This window comes from Nonomuraea sp. CA-141351, assembly GCF_050944675.1.
Lineage (GTDB): Bacteria > Actinomycetota > Actinomycetes > Streptosporangiales > Streptosporangiaceae > Nonomuraea.
In genome coordinates this window covers 5,255,464-5,270,383 of sequence record NZ_CP191982.1, presented here as the reverse complement: position 1 = coordinate 5,270,383, position 14,920 = coordinate 5,255,464, and the positions used below count along the sequence as shown (strand labels likewise).

The 14,920-nt window shown below is 69.5% G+C and carries 12 protein-coding genes and 1 pseudogene; 8 read left to right on the top strand and 5 right to left on the bottom strand.

The window, feature by feature from the left end; genetic code table 11:
- Window positions 1-123: 123 nt before the first annotated feature.
- Window positions 124-1,083, bottom strand: a complete 960-nt coding sequence (locus tag ACQPWU_RS24890) for an NADP-dependent oxidoreductase (protein ID WP_433444085.1) — start codon at window positions 1,081-1,083, stop codon at window positions 124-126.
- 35 nt (window positions 1,084-1,118) lie between these two features.
- Between ACQPWU_RS24890 and ACQPWU_RS24885 the strand changes: the two genes are divergently transcribed.
- Window positions 1,119-1,592: a winged helix-turn-helix transcriptional regulator gene (locus ACQPWU_RS24885; protein ID WP_433444083.1), complete on the top strand. Its 474-nt coding sequence runs from the start codon at window positions 1,119-1,121 to the stop codon at window positions 1,590-1,592.
- 55 nt (window positions 1,593-1,647) lie between these two features.
- On the opposite strand, the gene ACQPWU_RS24880 is transcribed toward ACQPWU_RS24885, so the two are convergent.
- Together ACQPWU_RS24880 and ACQPWU_RS24875 are read right to left on the bottom strand one after the other, a co-directional pair.
- The gene (locus tag ACQPWU_RS24880) at window positions 1,648-1,998 is read right to left on the bottom strand and encodes a Tn3 family transposase (RefSeq protein ID WP_433445284.1); all 351 of its coding nucleotides are present in this window, start codon (window positions 1,996-1,998) and stop codon (window positions 1,648-1,650) included.
- A gap of 55 nt (window positions 1,999-2,053) precedes the next feature.
- Window positions 2,054-3,283, bottom strand: a pseudogene (locus ACQPWU_RS24875) (Tn3 family transposase); the annotation flags it as partial.
- A gap of 481 nt (window positions 3,284-3,764) precedes the next feature.
- Between ACQPWU_RS24875 and ACQPWU_RS24870 the strand changes: the two are divergent.
- Complete coding sequence (locus ACQPWU_RS24870) at window positions 3,765-4,745, top strand: acetylxylan esterase (protein ID WP_433444081.1); 981 nt, start codon at window positions 3,765-3,767, stop codon at window positions 4,743-4,745.
- A gap of 45 nt (window positions 4,746-4,790) precedes the next feature.
- Here ACQPWU_RS24870 and ACQPWU_RS24865 read toward each other — a convergent pair whose 3' ends face one another.
- Window positions 4,791-5,078 carry a HesB/IscA family protein gene (locus ACQPWU_RS24865; RefSeq protein ID WP_360714186.1) on the bottom strand — a complete coding sequence of 96 codons (288 nt, stop codon included), beginning with the start codon at window positions 5,076-5,078 and terminating at the stop codon, window positions 4,791-4,793.
- Between the two features lie 123 nt (window positions 5,079-5,201).
- Here ACQPWU_RS24865 and fxlM point away from each other — a divergent pair, with 123 nt between their 5' ends.
- The 6 genes from fxlM (at window position 5,202) to ACQPWU_RS24835 (ending at window position 10,879) form a co-directional block, all read left to right on the top strand.
- Window positions 5,202-6,374, top strand: coding sequence for a methyltransferase, FxLD system (gene fxlM / locus ACQPWU_RS24860; RefSeq protein WP_433444079.1), 1,173 nt, complete (start codon window positions 5,202-5,204; stop codon window positions 6,372-6,374).
- A 235-nt stretch (window positions 6,375-6,609) separates the two neighbouring features.
- Window positions 6,610-6,885 carry a hypothetical protein gene (locus ACQPWU_RS24855; RefSeq protein WP_433444077.1) on the top strand — a complete coding sequence of 92 codons (276 nt, stop codon included), beginning with the start codon at window positions 6,610-6,612 and terminating at the stop codon, window positions 6,883-6,885.
- A gap of 32 nt (window positions 6,886-6,917) precedes the next feature.
- The gene (locus tag ACQPWU_RS24850; RefSeq protein WP_433444075.1) at window positions 6,918-8,192 is read left to right on the top strand and encodes an alpha/beta hydrolase; all 1,275 of its coding nucleotides are present in this window, start codon (window positions 6,918-6,920) and stop codon (window positions 8,190-8,192) included.
- Window positions 8,193-8,418: 226 nt separating this feature from the next.
- A complete protein-coding gene (locus ACQPWU_RS24845; protein ID WP_433444073.1) occupies window positions 8,419-9,606 on the top strand; it encodes an RCC1 domain-containing protein in 1,188 nt (395 codons plus the stop codon).
- A 150-nt stretch (window positions 9,607-9,756) separates the two neighbouring features.
- Window positions 9,757-10,308, top strand: coding sequence for a hypothetical protein (locus ACQPWU_RS24840; RefSeq protein WP_433444071.1), 552 nt, complete (start codon window positions 9,757-9,759; stop codon window positions 10,306-10,308).
- 13 nt (window positions 10,309-10,321) lie between these two features.
- Complete coding sequence (locus tag ACQPWU_RS24835) at window positions 10,322-10,879, top strand: signal peptidase I (RefSeq protein ID WP_433444069.1); 558 nt, start codon at window positions 10,322-10,324, stop codon at window positions 10,877-10,879.
- Window positions 10,880-10,887: 8 nt separating this feature from the next.
- Here the strand turns inward: ACQPWU_RS24835 and ACQPWU_RS24830 are convergent, their stop codons facing one another.
- A complete protein-coding gene (locus tag ACQPWU_RS24830) occupies window positions 10,888-14,781 on the bottom strand; it encodes a hypothetical protein (protein ID WP_433444067.1) in 3,894 nt (1,297 codons plus the stop codon).
- Window positions 14,782-14,920: the final 139 nt, after the last annotated feature.

Genomic DNA, 14,920 nt, shown 5'->3' with positions numbered 1-14,920 from the left:
GTACGCCTGCTATCACGTACATCCCGTGGCGCGCGGGACGAAGTGCGCCCGGCACTGACTCGAAGATCGGTCGGTCAGTGGGCAGGCGGTAGCGAACCTCAACCTGGTGATCATGGGTTGGTATCAGGAGGCGACGCTGAGCACGATCTTGCCTTGGGTGTGTCCTGTCTCGCTGATCGCGTGCGCCTGGGCCGCTTCTTTGAGAGGCAGCACTTCCTGGATGGTGACCTGGAGCTTGCCGCTTTCGACCAATGTGTTGATGTCCTGCAAGTCGGCTCTGGAAGGGGTCACGTAGAACTCGGTGAATCGGATGCCACGCGCTGTGGCAATGTCGCGGGCCCGGTCTCGCTCGATGCCGGCGCCGGTAGTGCCCATCACGTCGATCAGTAGTCCGCCGGGCGTCATGGTGTCCACGGAGCGGAGTCCGTAGTCGCCGCCGACTGTGTCGAGCACGACATCAACATCGTGTACGACAGCGGCGAAATCCGTACGGGTGTAGTCGATGAGCTCGTCTGCTCCGAGCTCGTACAGGAAGGGGTGATTGACCGCCCGCGCGGTACCGATGACGTAGGCGCCACGGCTCTTGGCGATCTGGACCGCGAGGTGACCGACTCCGCCGGCTGCGGCGTGGACAAGTACGCGCTGCCCCGCGGCGAGCGCGGCGGTGTTGACCAAGGCCTGCCAAGCAGTCAGAGCCGACAGAGGCAGCGCCGCGCTCTGGATGTGATCGAGACCGGCAGGCGGGATGGCGAGCGCGTCTGCCGACGCGACCACATATTCGGCGTACGCTCCGCGTGGCGGGAAGACCATGCCGTAGGCCTTGTCGCCGGGAGTGAACTGGACGACCTGATCACCGGTAGCCTCCACGACGCCGGCCACATCCACTCCCACGGTGAATGGCGGATCACCGAACACCGGCACCTTGCCGGCACGGACCTTGCAGTCTGATGCGTTGACGCCGGCTGCGTGGACCCGGATCAGCACCTCGCCCGGGCCCGGCTCGGGCCGACGGGTCTGCACCAACTCCAGCACCTCCGGGCCCCCAAAAACGCGCTGGCTCACAGCGCGCATCCACTCAGGCATCGACGATGTTCCTCTCGCAGAGCCAACATTTCTCGATGATGATCCTGGAAGAGGTCAGTACCATTTGGGAAGAAGGCACCTTCCTGACATCTAGGTTCCCCGGAGATACTATGAGTGCTGAAGTCCCGTCGGACGCGGTCGGGCCCTACCGGCCAGACTGCCCCTCACGCACCGTTATCGAGACGTTTGCCAACAAGTGGTCCATGCTCGTTCTCGGCATCCTCAGGCTGCAGGAGCGTCCGCTGCGGTTCAACGAGCTACGACGTCGTCTTGATGGCATCACGCAGAAGGTCCTCACCCGGACACTGCGCGCTCTGGAACGCGACGGCCTGGTACGCCGCACCGTTTACCCCACCGTGCCACCTCGAGTGGAATACACCCTCACTGAACTCGGAGTCAGCGCAGGGCACCTGGCCAACGCGATCGCCGAATGGTCAGTCGAACACGTGCCCGACATCATAAAAGCGCGCGAGGACTTCGACCACCGAGGCACGGCAGAAGCCCTCTAACTAGAGCGGGACCGTACCGGTCATTGACTGGACGGACCTGTATATTTCGCCGCCATCAGGTGGGTGAGGCGCCGAACAGGACACGTGGTTCCAGGTCCAGCCGGGTGGCGGGTGCCTGGTCGGGCGGGTTGAGGTTGAGGGTCCAGATGCCGAACCGGCGGATGGTGTGGGTGATGTAGGGCGAGATGGTGGCCGGGTCGTCCAGGTCGATGGGGTGGCCTTCGGCGGCCAGGGCGTTGGCGGCGTCGGTGAGGTCGCAGGCGTTGGAGTAGATGACGCAGTTGGCGAGCAGCTCGTTGAACTTGACGACCTTCTCGTGGTGGTCGGGGTCGTTGTGGCCGATCAGCTTGCCGCCGAACATCAGCCAGTCGGCGAAACCGTGGAAGGCCTCGGTGCGGTTGGTGATGGCGGTGATCTGCTCGCGCAGGGCCGGCTCGGACAGGTAGCGCCAGCAAGGTGATGGTGCGGATGGCGCGCCCGAGCTCGCGGAAGGCGCGATACAGGCGGTTCTTGCGGGAGTGGTTGCCCAGACGGCGCAGCAGTGTCACCGACGACAGTTTGTTCTCCCGGATCGAGATCGCGGTGCGCAGCAGGTCGCTCCAGTGGGCCTCGATCAGCTTCCAGTCGACCGCCTCCTCCCCGAATAGGGAGTCGATGTGCCGATAGCGGGTCTGCTCATCGGGCCGGTAGAAGACCAGATCGTGCCAGTTGCGGACGCGTGGTAACAGGTCGAACCCCAGCAGGGCGCCGAGACCGAAGACCGGCAGTGACTGGCCTTGGGTATCGGCGTGGACGGTGTCGGGCTGGATGTCGGAGGCGTTCTTCAACAACCCATCGATCAGGTAGACCGCCTCCCACACCCCGCAGGGGATGAAGCGGGAGAACAGCGCGATGTAGGTGTTGGAGACGAGTCGGTAGGCGATGCCGCCATGGCCGCCGTAGCGGATGGAGGTCTCGGCCAGCAGGTTGTCCTCCCAGGTGTCGATCTGGGAGCCGTCGGCCGCAGCGGTCCTCCCGTCACCCCAGACTCCGGCGACGTCGAGCTGGTTGAAGGCGTTGATGACATCGACCGACGCGGCGTCGATTTTGCTGGCGGTGGTGTGCTTGTTGCCCGCCGGGCTCAGCTCGTGCACGCTGACCTGGCCCCGCATGTGCGCGGCGACCTGAGTAGGGCCCAGCAGCGTGCCGTGAGAGAAGGTGGTCAGCACATACCGGCCCATTGCGTCGCGGATCTTGGGATCGGAGCCGGAAGCCAGTCCGAAGTGGCGGTGCCATTTCAACAGGTAGGCGGTGCGCGTGAGGATGTCCAGCAACGCTCGCTGAGGTAAGCGCTCGTGGATGGCCGCTTCCAAGGCCAGCGCCGAAGGGCGCCGCTCGGCGCCTTTGCGGCGGCGCAGTACCGGCCGCCCGCCTTCGAGCAGCAGATCGGTGTTGCCGGGGCATCCGGCGTCGACCGCTACGGCGACCTCAGCGAGCTTGGAGCGGTAGTGCGCGGTCAGCTCGCCGGGCTCGGCCGGGATTCCGGCCTGGGCGCAGAACGCGGCCACCAGCGGCTGGCACTCCTGCCATGACAGGAGCTGATCGTGCAGGTTGGCGTAGGAGTCCGATCCGGCCACCGCGATGTCGCCCGAGCGTAACTCGGCCGCCAGGTAGGAGAACACGCACACCTCCAGGTGACGACGTACCAGCATGCCGGGCCGCTTCTTGTCCCGCAGGATCTTGCGCCACATGCCCGAGGCGAACGCCTCCACGTCGATCGACAGCGTCACCATGACCGGCTCGCCGTCCGGGCCCGGCTGCTGCAGCGTCATTCGCTCCGGCACCAGCGCTGCCTTCGCCCCGCGCAGCGCCCGCAGGAACAGCACCGCTTCAAGCACGCTGCGATCGGCGCTGGTGGATTCCAGCTCGATCGCCTCCACCAGCGTGAACAACGCTGACCGGTGGGAGCGGTAGTGCTGGTCCAGCAGCGGCAGATAGTTGTTGCCGTGATGGGCCGAAACGGCCTCGTGCGCAGCCTCCAGCGCGTCCAGCCCACCGGACCCCCGAAGGTCCATAGAGCCGCAGCGCAGTCGGCAGCCTCCACCGGGATAGCGCTTTCCTGCTGGATGCGGTGAAATACAGATTGGCGTGATGCGGTGAAATATCAGCATCCCTCTACAGGCTGGAGATTCCGTGCCACTGTTCGACCTGCCGCTTGAGCAACTCCGCGGCTACCTCCCCGATCGCGACGAGCCCGCCGACTTCGACGAGTTCTGGTCACGCACCCTGAACGAGGCCAGAGAGCTCGACCTGCGCGCGGAGTACGTCCCGTACGACCTGCCCTTCGCCTCCGTGGACGTGTTCGACGTCTCCTACGCGGGCTGGGGCGGCCACCGGATCAACGGGTGGTTCCTGGTGCCGCGTGGCGTGGAGGCTCCGGTGCCGTGCGTGATGCACTACATCGGCTACAGCGGCGGGCGCGGGTTCCCCAAGGACCACCTGTTCTGGCCCACCGCCGGGTACGCCGTGTTCGTGATGGAGACCCGTGGCCACGGCGGCGCGAACCCCGGCAGCCCCGGCGCCACCGGCGACCCGCACGGCAGCGCCACGCCGCAGGCGCCGGGCATGATGACCCGCGGCATTCTCGACCCGGACGACTACTACTACCGGCGCGTCTTCACCGACGCCGTCAGGGCCGTGGACGCCGCCCTCGAGCACCCGCTGGTCGACGCGGGCCGCGTCGTCGTCTCGGGCGGCAGCCAGGGCGGCGGCATCGCCCAGGCCGCGGCCGCGCTGCACCCGTCGGTCAAGGCGGCGCTCATCGACGTACCGTTCCTGACCCACTTCCGGCGGGCCGTCGAGATCACGGGGAAGGACCCGTACCAGGAGCTGGTCCGCTTCCTCTCCACCCGCAGGGACAGCGCCGACCAGGTGTTCCGCACGCTGTCGTACTTCGACGGCCTCAACTTCGCCGCCCGCGGCCAGGTGCCCGCGCTTTACTCCGTGGCGCTGATGGACGACATCTGCCCGCCGTCCACGGTGTTCGCCGCGTACAACCACTGGCAGGGCCCGAAGGAGATCAGCGTCTGGCCCTGGAACGGCCACGAGGGCGGCGGCGGCTTCCAGTCGGAGGAGCAGCTGCGCTACCTGCACAAGCTCCTCAGCGAAGTCTGACGGGTACGCCCGCCGTGCCGCGCCCAGGCACGGCGGGCGCCCGGCTCACGCGGGTTGTTCCTTGACCAGGAAGGACACGCTCCCCTGGTCATCGGCTCCGGCATCCAGGGACTTGTCCTCCAGCACGGTTGCGGCGACGGGGTCGAGGTAGACCCGGGCTCCCTCGGCCTCGACCACCTCGTCCGCCGGCTCGGGCGCGGTGGCCAGCGTCAGGGTGAGCGAGCTCGATCCCTCCCCCTGAGACGAGATGCGGATCCCGCTCTGAGAAGGCTCGGGCGCGGCCGCGGTCAGATCGCGGATCGCCTGGGCGGCGTTGGCTGTCAGGGTGAGCACTACGGCTCCTCCTCACGGTCGACGTTCAGGAATTGCCTGCCCTTCCCCCTGTCTCCGCACTCAACCCTTCTTGACTCGTTCTTTACCAAGTTTTCCTCGCGAGGCCCGTGGACAATGGGGGTCATGGACTTCGCGGAGCAGAGGCGGGCGATGGTGGAGCTGCTGCGCGAGCGGCAGGAAATCAGCGACCGCGTGGCCGCCGCGCTGCTCGCCGTGCCGCGCCACCTGTTCGTGCCCGACGTCGCCCCCGAGGACGCCTACCGCGACGAGCCCATCGTCACCAAGCGTGACGACGCGGGCCGGCCCATCAGCTCCTCCTCGCAGCCCGCCATCATGGCGGCCATGCTCGACCAGCTCGGCGTCGAGCCGGGGCAGCGGGTCCTGGAGATCGGCGCGGGCACCGGCTACAACGCGGCGCTGCTGGCTCACCTTGTGGGGCCGGAAGGGCGCGTGGTCACCGTGGACATCGACGAGGACATCGTCGCGCAGGCCGGGCGCAACCTGGGCGCCGCCGGGCTGTCCCAGATCGAGACGGTGTGCGCCGACGGTGCCCAGGGGCACCCCGCCCTGGCCCCGTACGACCGGGTGATCGCCACGGTCGGCGTGTGGGACCTCGCCCCGGCCTGGCGGGAGCAGCTGGGTGCGGGCGGGCGACTGGTGGCGCCGCTCGACCTGCGCGGCGTGCAGGCGTCCGTGGCCTTCGAACGCTCCGGCGACCACTGGGCCGGCCTGTCGGTCGTTCCCTGCGGGTTCATGCGGATGCGCGGGCCGTTCGCCGGGCCCGAGGCGGTCGTGGTGCTGCGCCGCGACCCCGACCTGATGCTGGCGCTGCCGGAGCGGCGCGAGGTCGGCGACGTGCTGGCCGCGCTGGACGCCGTCCCTGTCGACGTCGCCGTCGAGGGAGTGGAGCCGGCCCGCGCCCACAACGTCGCCCTGTGGCTGGCGCTGCACGAGCCTCGTCTGTGCGCCCTGAGCGGGAAGCTGGGCGGCGGGTACGGCATGAGCATCGGCCTGGTCGACGGCGACGGCATCGCGCTGCTCGCCGCCGAGGGCTCGCAGGTGGCGCGCGGCCAGGGGCCCACCGGCCCCGGACTGTCGGCCCAGGGCTACGGGCCCGGCGGCGCCGAGCTGGCGGCCGAGCTGGCCGGGCACCTGCGGGCATGGGACGAGGCCGGCCGCCCGCACATGGGCGACCTCCGCGTGGTGGCGTACCCGGACCCCGCCCGGGCGGTGGGCGGAGGGATGCTCATCCGCAAGCAGCACACCACCCTGGTGCTGAGCTTCAATGCTATCTAGAGAGGAGCCCCGCGTGTTTGCACCCGAGAGGAAGCGCTTCCCAACCTCGGGGTCGAACGCTCGGACGTCAGTCTGGGCGTTTCTCCTGCTCGATGCATTCCTGATGATCGACAGTGGTCCGCCGCCACATGAGGCGACGAAGTAGGACAATGACGAGAAGTGCCCATCCCCGGGCTCCCGGCCGGCCTTGAGCAGACTGGACGCTGAAAGGGGCAGGGCGGGGTAGGGGGATCATGTGAGCACATACGTCATCGAGATCCCCTACTCCCACCTCTATCCCGGCCTGGTCCTCGACGCCCCGGCCGACACCGACGACTTCCTCGTGCAGTTCGGCGACGACTCGGAGTCCCGGGCCCAGCTGCTGCGCGACGACACGGGCAGGCCGGTGCTCCGGATGGGCGGTTACATGACGGCCAGGGGCACGGTCATCGACGAGCGCGTATGGAGCGTGCACGAGGCCGTACGCCACGGGGACCGCCTGCGCCTGCGCCTGGGCCGCTCACTTCCCTGACCGGAAAGGCACGGGTGCACTAGCGTCCCCTTATGGCTTCTTTCGCCAGGCTGGCCGGGCGGGCGGCGGCGGGTGCCGGGGTGCTGGCCCTGTCGCCGGTGCTGGGGCTGGCCGCGCTGGCCGGGATGGCGATGGTGGGCGCGGAGCCGATGGCGTTCGCGGTCACGGGACTGGCGGGGTTCGCGTCCGTCTCCTTCCTGGGGCTGCTGCTGTGCGTGCCGAGGCCGAGGGCTGCGTGGGGGCGCTGGTTACGGAGCGTGGTGATCCTCGGAGTGGAGATCGCGGTGGTCTGGCACGTGACCGCGGCGACGTTGCGGCCGACTCCGGTCCATGCTCCCGCGGCGCCGGTGGCCGGGCAGCGGGAGTGGCGGCTGCCGACCGGCTCGGAGCTGGCGTACGTACGGCTCGCCCCGAAGCGGGTCACCCGGCCCGATCCCGTGGTGTTCCTGCACGGCGGACCCGGTGTGGCGGACCTGGCGGCGTCCTCGGCGTTCTTCCGCGAGCTGACGGCGGACGGCTACCAGGTGTACGTCTACGACCAGCTCGGGGCCGGACGCTCCGAACGGCTGCGGGACCCGAGCGGGTACGGCCTGACCCGTGACGTGGCGGACCTGGAGGCCATCCGCCAGACCGTGGGCGCCGGACGCCTGAACCTGATCGCCCATGACTACGGCGCCCAGCTCGCGACCGCCTACCTGGCCGCCCACCCCGACCGGGTGGCCAAAGCGGTCCTCGCCTCCCCCACCGGGCTGGTCCCGGGCTCCCCAGCGGGGTCGCCCACCGGGCCGTCCCTCGCCACGGAGCCTCAGGGGCCGCAGGCGGATGGCAAGGTGGAGGCGGCGGCGGTGTTCGGCCGCGACGGCTCGCCGGATCCGCGCCTGCTCGCCGTCTCCACGCTGCTTCGGGTGGACCCCCTGGCGGCGCACGCGTTCGCGGGAGATCGGGAGCTGGACGCCTACCTGGACCTCGTCCGCCGGGGCGCTCCGCACTCCTGCCCCGCCGCCGCGACGACCGGTTCCGGCGGTTACGTCGGCCTGATCGGGCGGGCCGCGCCCCGCTCCCTCGGGTCGAGCCTGACCGAGGCGACGGCGCCCGTACTGATCGTCAAGGCGGCGTGTGACGAGCAGAGCTGGGCATCGGCCATGGACTACCGGCGGGCGCTGCCCTCGGCCGCACTCGCCTACATCGGCGGCGGCACGTACCGGAGTGAGGCGTATCTGGGGCTCCTGCGCGCGTTCCTGACCGGCCGCCCGGTGCACGCCTACGAGGGCGATGTCCCGCCTCCGGACTACCGCGGCCCCCGCTGACCGCAACGCCTGACTCACGAAATAGGCGAGCAGAATTCGCGCCCCGGTTCAAGTGGTCCCCCACGGAACAAATAGCATCGAATAACCGCCAGACGTATGCGGAAAATTCGGCGCGACATGCAGTATCTCGTGCACGCCCCTCGATTACGAGGATGCCCTGCTATTGTGGCGGACGGCGCCTATTGGGTGGCGTTCTGTACGTGGAGAATTCGGGGAACAGTAAGCAATGCGCTGGCTGATCGGTTTGGTAGCCTGCGCGGTCCTGGCCGGGCTGTTGTCACTGGACAAAGCCTCCGCGGCTTTCCGTGCGATCACATCGACCACAGGTACGTGGACTTCTGCCGCGGTTTATCCGGGCGGCAACCTGAGCGACTGGGGTCAAAACAGCTCCGGCCAGCTCGGCATCGGGAGCACCACCGACAGCCCCAGTCCCGTGCACGTCGGATCCGCCACCACGTGGGCCAAACCCGCCGCCGGTGGTGCGTTCGCCTGCGCCGTCCGCACCGACGGCACACTGTGGTGCTGGGGCGACAACTCCAGCGGCCAGCTCGGGCTCGGCGACACCACCAACCGCACCACCCCGGCCCAGGTCGGAACCCTCACCACCTGGTCCCTCGTGTCCGCCGGCGGTGCCTTCGCCTGCGCCGTCCGCACCAACGGCACACTGTGGTGCTGGGGCGACAACTCCAAAGGTCAGCTCGGGCTCGGCGACCTCGTCAACCGCACCAGCCCGGCCCAGGTCGGCACCCTCACCACCTGGCAGTCGGTCTCAACGGGAAAGGCTCACGCCTGCGGCTGGCGCGACGGTAACACGTTGTGGTGCTGGGGCGACAACTCCAGCGGCCAGCTCGGGCTCGGCAACGCCATCAACCGCAGGCTCCCTGCCGAAGTCCTTGCGATCGGGCCGACGAACTCAGTCAGCGCGGGCGGTGCGCACACCTGTGCCGTACGCGTCAGCCAATCCCTGTGGTGCTGGGGCAACAACGCGAGCGGCCAGCTCGGGCTCGGCGACACCAGCAACCGCCTCAGCCCGGTCCAGGTCGGCACTCTCAACGTGTGGGAGGTACCCGCCGCGACGGGCGGGGCGCACACGTGCGCCCGGCAGATCGACACAACCCTGTGGTGCTGGGGCGACAACTCCAGCGGCCAGCTCGGGCTCGGCGACACCACCAACCGCACCAGCCCGGTCCAGGTCACGACTCCTGGCACCTGGTCGGCCGTGACGGCCGGCGCCGCTCACACGTGCGGCAAGAGGACCACCGGCAACTCGGTGTGGTGCTGGGGGAACAACTCTTTCGGGCAGCTCGGGCTGGGCGACCATACCAACCGCAAAACCCCGGCACAGCTGAGCGGGTTTTCGTCCATCTCGGTCGCCACCGGGCCGACCGCTTTTTTCACGCTGGCGGCTTCTTGATCGGAAATAGTCATTGTTTTGCACGATCCTCCCGTTCGCCGCGATTTCGCATGGGGAAAGTGCTGGGACAGGGGCGATCAACTATGACGACCGGGGGGACTCACTATGACAAAAACGGACAAAGTGCGAAACATATCCCGATTTCTAGCGATGCCCGTCGGGCTGATGCTCAGCGGGGCGCTTGTATGGCACGCATCGAACGCGACTTTCGTCGGCAGCACGGTCAACGCCGGCAACAACTGGACAGCCGGATCCGTCGGGCTGACGAACGACAGCGGCGGCGTTCCGATGTTCCAGATCACGAACATGGTCCCGGGCAACTCCGGGTCCCGCTGCATCAAGGTCACCTCCAGCGCCAGCGTGCCCAGCACGGTCAAGCTCTATTCCGACTTCTCCGCCGTGCCGACGAACGACATCAGTTCGTACATCAACCTCACCATTGAAGAGGGCAACGGCGGCACGTTCGCCAGCTGCGCGGCGTTCACGCCCGTGGGCGGGGCCGCCTACACCGGCACCCTCGCCAATTTCACCTCGACCAAGACGAACTTCGGCAACGGAGTCGGGCCATGGGCGCTGACGGGAAACCCGCCGGAGAGCCTGTCGTACCGCATCACCTGGACGTTCGACTCCTCAGCCCCCAACTCGACCGAGGACGGCTCCACGCCACATGTCTCCTTCATCTGGGAAGCGCAGAACACCTGATCACGAGGTCGTCATGAGGGCGCGGCGTGCGGCGTTCGCGATCCGGCTCATCGGATTCGCGGCGGCGCGCGCCGCGCTCGGCGTGCTCATCGGCCTGCTGACGTGGTCACAGCTGCCTGCCCTGCTTCCCGCCTGGCAGGCGGCCGTGATCCTCACCGGCTCGATGGGCCCGCGGATCATGGCGGGCGACGTGGTGGTCTACCAGGACGTGCCCATGAACACGCTCAGGCCGGGCCAGGTGGTGCTCGTACGCGACCCGGCCCATCCGGCCCAGCTGCTGTCGCATCGCGTACACAAGCTCCTGCCCAACGGGCACATCATCACCTCCGGCGACGCGAACCGGACGCCCGACTCCACCTCCACGCCGCCGCAGAATGTCCTCGGGCTGGGACGGCTTCACGTTCCCTGGATCGGCCTGCCCGTTCTGTGGTGGCATCGGGCGTGGTACTGGACGATGGCCCTCGCCGCGCTCGGCCTGGCTCTCCTCGCATACCTCGCCGCGCCCCCGCGCACGGCGGCGCTCGACGTGGCCGCCCCTCACCCGGGCGGGCCGGCCAGTCGGCGCGCGTGATCCAGGTCCTAGCGGGACTCGGGGCCGTGGGTGTTGTGATCGGCGGCGCAGGAGCCGGCGTTGGCGCCCGCGACCTTCCACTCCGCCCCCGGGAACGGGCTCATGAAGTGGGTCAGCAGGTCCACCGCGTAGTCCGGCACCTGGCCCCCGGGATCCAGCAGGGACACCATCTGGGGCCCGTCGGCGCCGCGTAGCGTGATGGTGTTGGTGCCCGCCCCGGCGGCGAAGCCGGGCTTGGCGTCCACCGTCACGCACGCCAGGCTGATCCCGGCGGCCTTGATCTCCTGCTTGGCCCCGATCCGGCGCATTCGCTGGTCGTAGCGGCGCAGCGCGAGCGAGCCGGTGGGCGCCAGCCGGACCGAGTCGTGGAAGACGTCATTGCCGACCTCCCTGCTCAGCCGGACGTCCAGGGTCACGTCGGGCCGCAGGTCCACGCCCTTGGCGGACAGCTTCACCTGGCCGTAGTTCCCCTCGAAGCCGGGTGCGAGGTACCCCAGCGCGGGGGGCGCCTTCAGGCCGAACGGGATCTTGCCGGGCCGGATGCGGAGCCACGAGACCCGCTGGGCCTGCAGCGAAACGTCCTTGACCGCGCTCGGCGCGAGCCCGAACTTGCCACCGACGTTGTAGGTGAGGAAGCCGGTCGTGTACGGGACCTGCTTGCTCACGGCGATCTGCTGTGGCGCGACCGCGTCGACCCGGAGCCCCGCGTGCAGCGCGACGAGACCCGTGGGGACGGGACGCGAGACCAGGTCGAGCGACTGGTCGGGGTTGAGCCGGATCGTGGTGTCGGCGGCCAGGTCCTTGACCGAGAACGACACGTCCCCGAGCCGGCCCTGCGGGTCCACGAGGCCGCCTTCCACGCCGAGGTAGCCGTCGAGCGTGCTGACGTTCGACTTGTACGTGACCGCCGGCACGCTCAGCCCGGCGGCCGAAGCGTCGGCATCGACCCCGAACACGGCGGGGACGTCCGCGAACCGCAGCTCCCCGGTGCCCTTGCCGGCCAAGGTGACCTTGGCGTCGAGGCGCTTGACGGCCGCGGAGTTGTTCACGCGGATGCGGGTCTTGGCGCCGTACGTGCCCTGGACGGACACCGACGCGGGCACGGGGTCGATCGCCACGTGGCCGCGCAGGTCACCCGTCTCGGCCTGCACGTCGAGCGAGCCGAGCGTGGCGGGAGGCTCGATGCGGTACGCGGCCTGCACGACATTGCCCTGGGCCACGCCGAACGGCCCCATCGACATGCTGGTGATCTTGGAGGGCAACCCGGTCAGGGTGGCCCTGGCCTTGACGGGCACGGGCGACAGGACGCTGCTGGCCAGATAGACGCCAAGGCTCTTGCGCCGCGGGCTGAAGCCGGAGAACGCGAACGTCTTGCCCGTCATGTCCACCGTCACCTGGTCGGGCAGGCCGGTCACGTCCAGGTAGCCCTGCAGGCCGAAGCAGCCACGGTCCGGCGTGCAGAAGGGACCCTGCGCACAGCCCGGCGATCCGGCCGCGCAGCCGCCGTCCACCAGCGACACCCCGCCCGCCACGGCCGGAGCGGCACGCATGCGGTCGAGCGCCCCGGTCTTGCCGAGCCAGGCGCGAGCGCGCACGTCCAGGTGGGAGCCCGCGTAGGTGAGCTTGCCGCCGTCCGAGGTGACGGCCAGGCGGCCGGGCACAGGGCCGAGCGTGCCGATCAGGCCGTAGCGCGTGTCGCCCTGCGTGACGTCGGTGTCGACGGCGAGCGTCTGCCTGGCCGAGCGGAAGTCGGCGGTGAAGCCCTGCGCCGCCGTGCCGGCCGAGGGGCTGAACTCGACCTGCTTCAACCCCTTCACCAGCACGCTGGCGTCCAGGTCACCGGTGGCCTGGCTGTAGTGCGCCGCGAGGTGCGGCCCCGTGGGCGACTGAGCGCCGTCGTGGTTGGTGAAGGCCAGCTCCGCCGACCCGACCGGCCCCGACAGGCCGCGGAAGCGGTACGAGGCCGCGGCCCACGAGGCGTCGAAGCGGGCCGGCACGCCGGTCACCTCGGCGGCCACCCTGGCGTACCGGTCGCCGAGCTTGGCCCTGGCCAGGGCGGAGACCTTGCCGACCGGCTCGTCCGAGTTCCAGGTGAGGGTCCTGGCGTTCGTGTCGGCGACCAGCTCGACGTTCTTGTGCACTCCCTCGACGGTCGCCTGCAGGTCCTCCCCGGACGGGGAGGTTACGTACCCCTTATTGGCATAAATGTGGATCTGGTCAATCTTGGAGGACGTCGCCACCTTGACGGTCGAGTGCTCGCCCAGCTCCCATGACGCCTTGACGTCGTCGTGCACGCCCAGGACGGTGCCGTCGATCGTCGGGCCGGACTTGAGGTTGGCGTAGGCGGCGCGGAACTTCCGGATCACTCCGCTGGCCTGGTAGACGGCCTTTCTGCGGGCGGGGTCGAGCGTGACGTCCACGGCGGAGGGCGTGTTGGAGATCTCCAGCCGGGCCAGGTGGGTGCCGTCGATGCTGGCCGCGCCCACGAACGACCGCCCGCTGGAGCCCACCTCCAGGTGGGCGTGCGGCACGTCCCCGTACGTGACGTCGAACCCGGACAGCTCGGACAGCAGCCCGGAGACCCCGAGTGCGTCGCCCTTCTTGATCATGGTGACGTGGCCGCCGCGCGGGCTGGAGATGGCGCCCTCGTTGCGCTGCAGCACCACGGCGAACCTGCCGATGGGCGAGCTGGTCGTGTGCGTGACGCGGTGCTCGGCCAGGTCGTTGACCAGGCGCACCTTGGCCGGCAGGTCGCTCAGCTCGGTCTTCACCACGGTCTTGTCCGCGGCGCGGTCGTAGTAGAGCAGCGTGCCGCCCCCGGCCCGGCCCTTGCCGGAGTCGATGGTCAGGGTCTGCTTGCCGTTCGCGGTGCCGTACTGGGCGGTCAGGGACGGCGGCACCTTCGTGAGCTCTGCGCTCAGCACCCTGGCCAACTTGCCGTCGCGGTAGGTGAAGTTGTGCACCCGGGCGCGGGCGATCGAGGACGGGCCGGTGAAGCGGATCTCACCACCAGACAGCCGCACCTTGGCACGGGCGGGCATCCGGTCGAGCACCGCCTCGGTGAACTGGCTGCCGGTCACGGCCAGCGCCTCCAGCTTGGCGGGTCCTGAGGCGTCGACGTCCAGGAAGGGCGAATCGAGCGCGGCGGTCACGGCCAGCTTCTCCGTGGCGGGCGACTGCCGCAGGCTCACCGCGCTGCGGCCGGTCAGCCCCGCGATCACCGCCGCTGACTTCCCCGGCTCCGTGCGCTTGAGGCTGGCCTTTACCTGTTTGCCCGCCAGGTCGACGGTGAAGTTCCCCCAGTCGAAGGCCGACAGCGACGAGCCGCGCCGCAGGCCGTCGAACCCGACCGACACCTTGCCGTCGTACTCGGCCCAGACCTGCGCCTTGAGGCTCTCCTGCGACAGCCGCTTGACGGCGAACCCCAGCCCGACCGACCCCTCCGTGGGGTTGGCGGTGGGCACGAGGTCGGCCGCCAGGTCGGGCTTGCCGTCGCCGGTGACGTCGGCGGCCGCCGGCGTGGCGACGGGCTGTGAGATCGTGCAGGAGACCCGCACGGCCTCGCTCTCGACGCAGAGCCGGTACGTCAGCCCGGGCAGGGCCTTCCCCAGCACGTCGAACGTCTTGACGACGCCCGCCAGCGGCTTGATCAGCGTCAGCGTCTCGGCCTGCGAGGTGTCGGGCAGGATGTTGCGCACGACGGGCGCCTGCCTGCCCAGGCCCTGCTTCTCCTGGATGGACGCGGCCTCGGCGGTGATCTCGTCGATCAGTCCCGGCCCGGCGGGCGTGGTGACCTCGGGCTCGCTCGGCCCCACGCGCCCGTTCCCCGCGGGCCGGACCGCCAGCGACGGCCGCGTGGGAACGCTGACCGTGGCGGCCGGCGGCTCCTGCACGGCGGGCACCGGCTGCACCCTTACCAGGGGCTGAGGCTGAGCCTGAGCTTGGGCGCTCGGCGGCACGGCCACCAAGATTGTGGCGCTTGCGATGGACGTCGAAGCGAGCACGCGCAGAAGGGCGTGCGGCATGAAACGTTCTCCCCCG

Excerpts from the sequence above, each read along its gene's own strand:
- ACQPWU_RS24890 (WP_433444085.1), bottom strand. The coding sequence starts at position 1,083 with ATGCCTGAGTGGATGCGCGCTGTGAGCCAGCGCGTTTTTGGGGGCCCG.
- ACQPWU_RS24885 (WP_433444083.1), top strand. The coding sequence starts at position 1,119 with ATGATGATCCTGGAAGAGGTCAGTACCATTTGGGAAGAAGGCACCTTC.
- fxlM (WP_433444079.1), top strand. The coding sequence starts at position 5,202 with ATGGACTTCGCGGAGCAGAGGCGGGCGATGGTGGAGCTGCTGCGCGAG.
- ACQPWU_RS24850 (WP_433444075.1), top strand. The coding sequence starts at position 6,918 with ATGGCTTCTTTCGCCAGGCTGGCCGGGCGGGCGGCGGCGGGTGCCGGG.
- ACQPWU_RS24845 (WP_433444073.1), top strand. The coding sequence starts at position 8,419 with ATGCGCTGGCTGATCGGTTTGGTAGCCTGCGCGGTCCTGGCCGGGCTG.
- ACQPWU_RS24840 (WP_433444071.1), top strand. The coding sequence starts at position 9,757 with ATGCCCGTCGGGCTGATGCTCAGCGGGGCGCTTGTATGGCACGCATCG.
- ACQPWU_RS24835 (WP_433444069.1), top strand. The coding sequence starts at position 10,322 with ATGAGGGCGCGGCGTGCGGCGTTCGCGATCCGGCTCATCGGATTCGCG.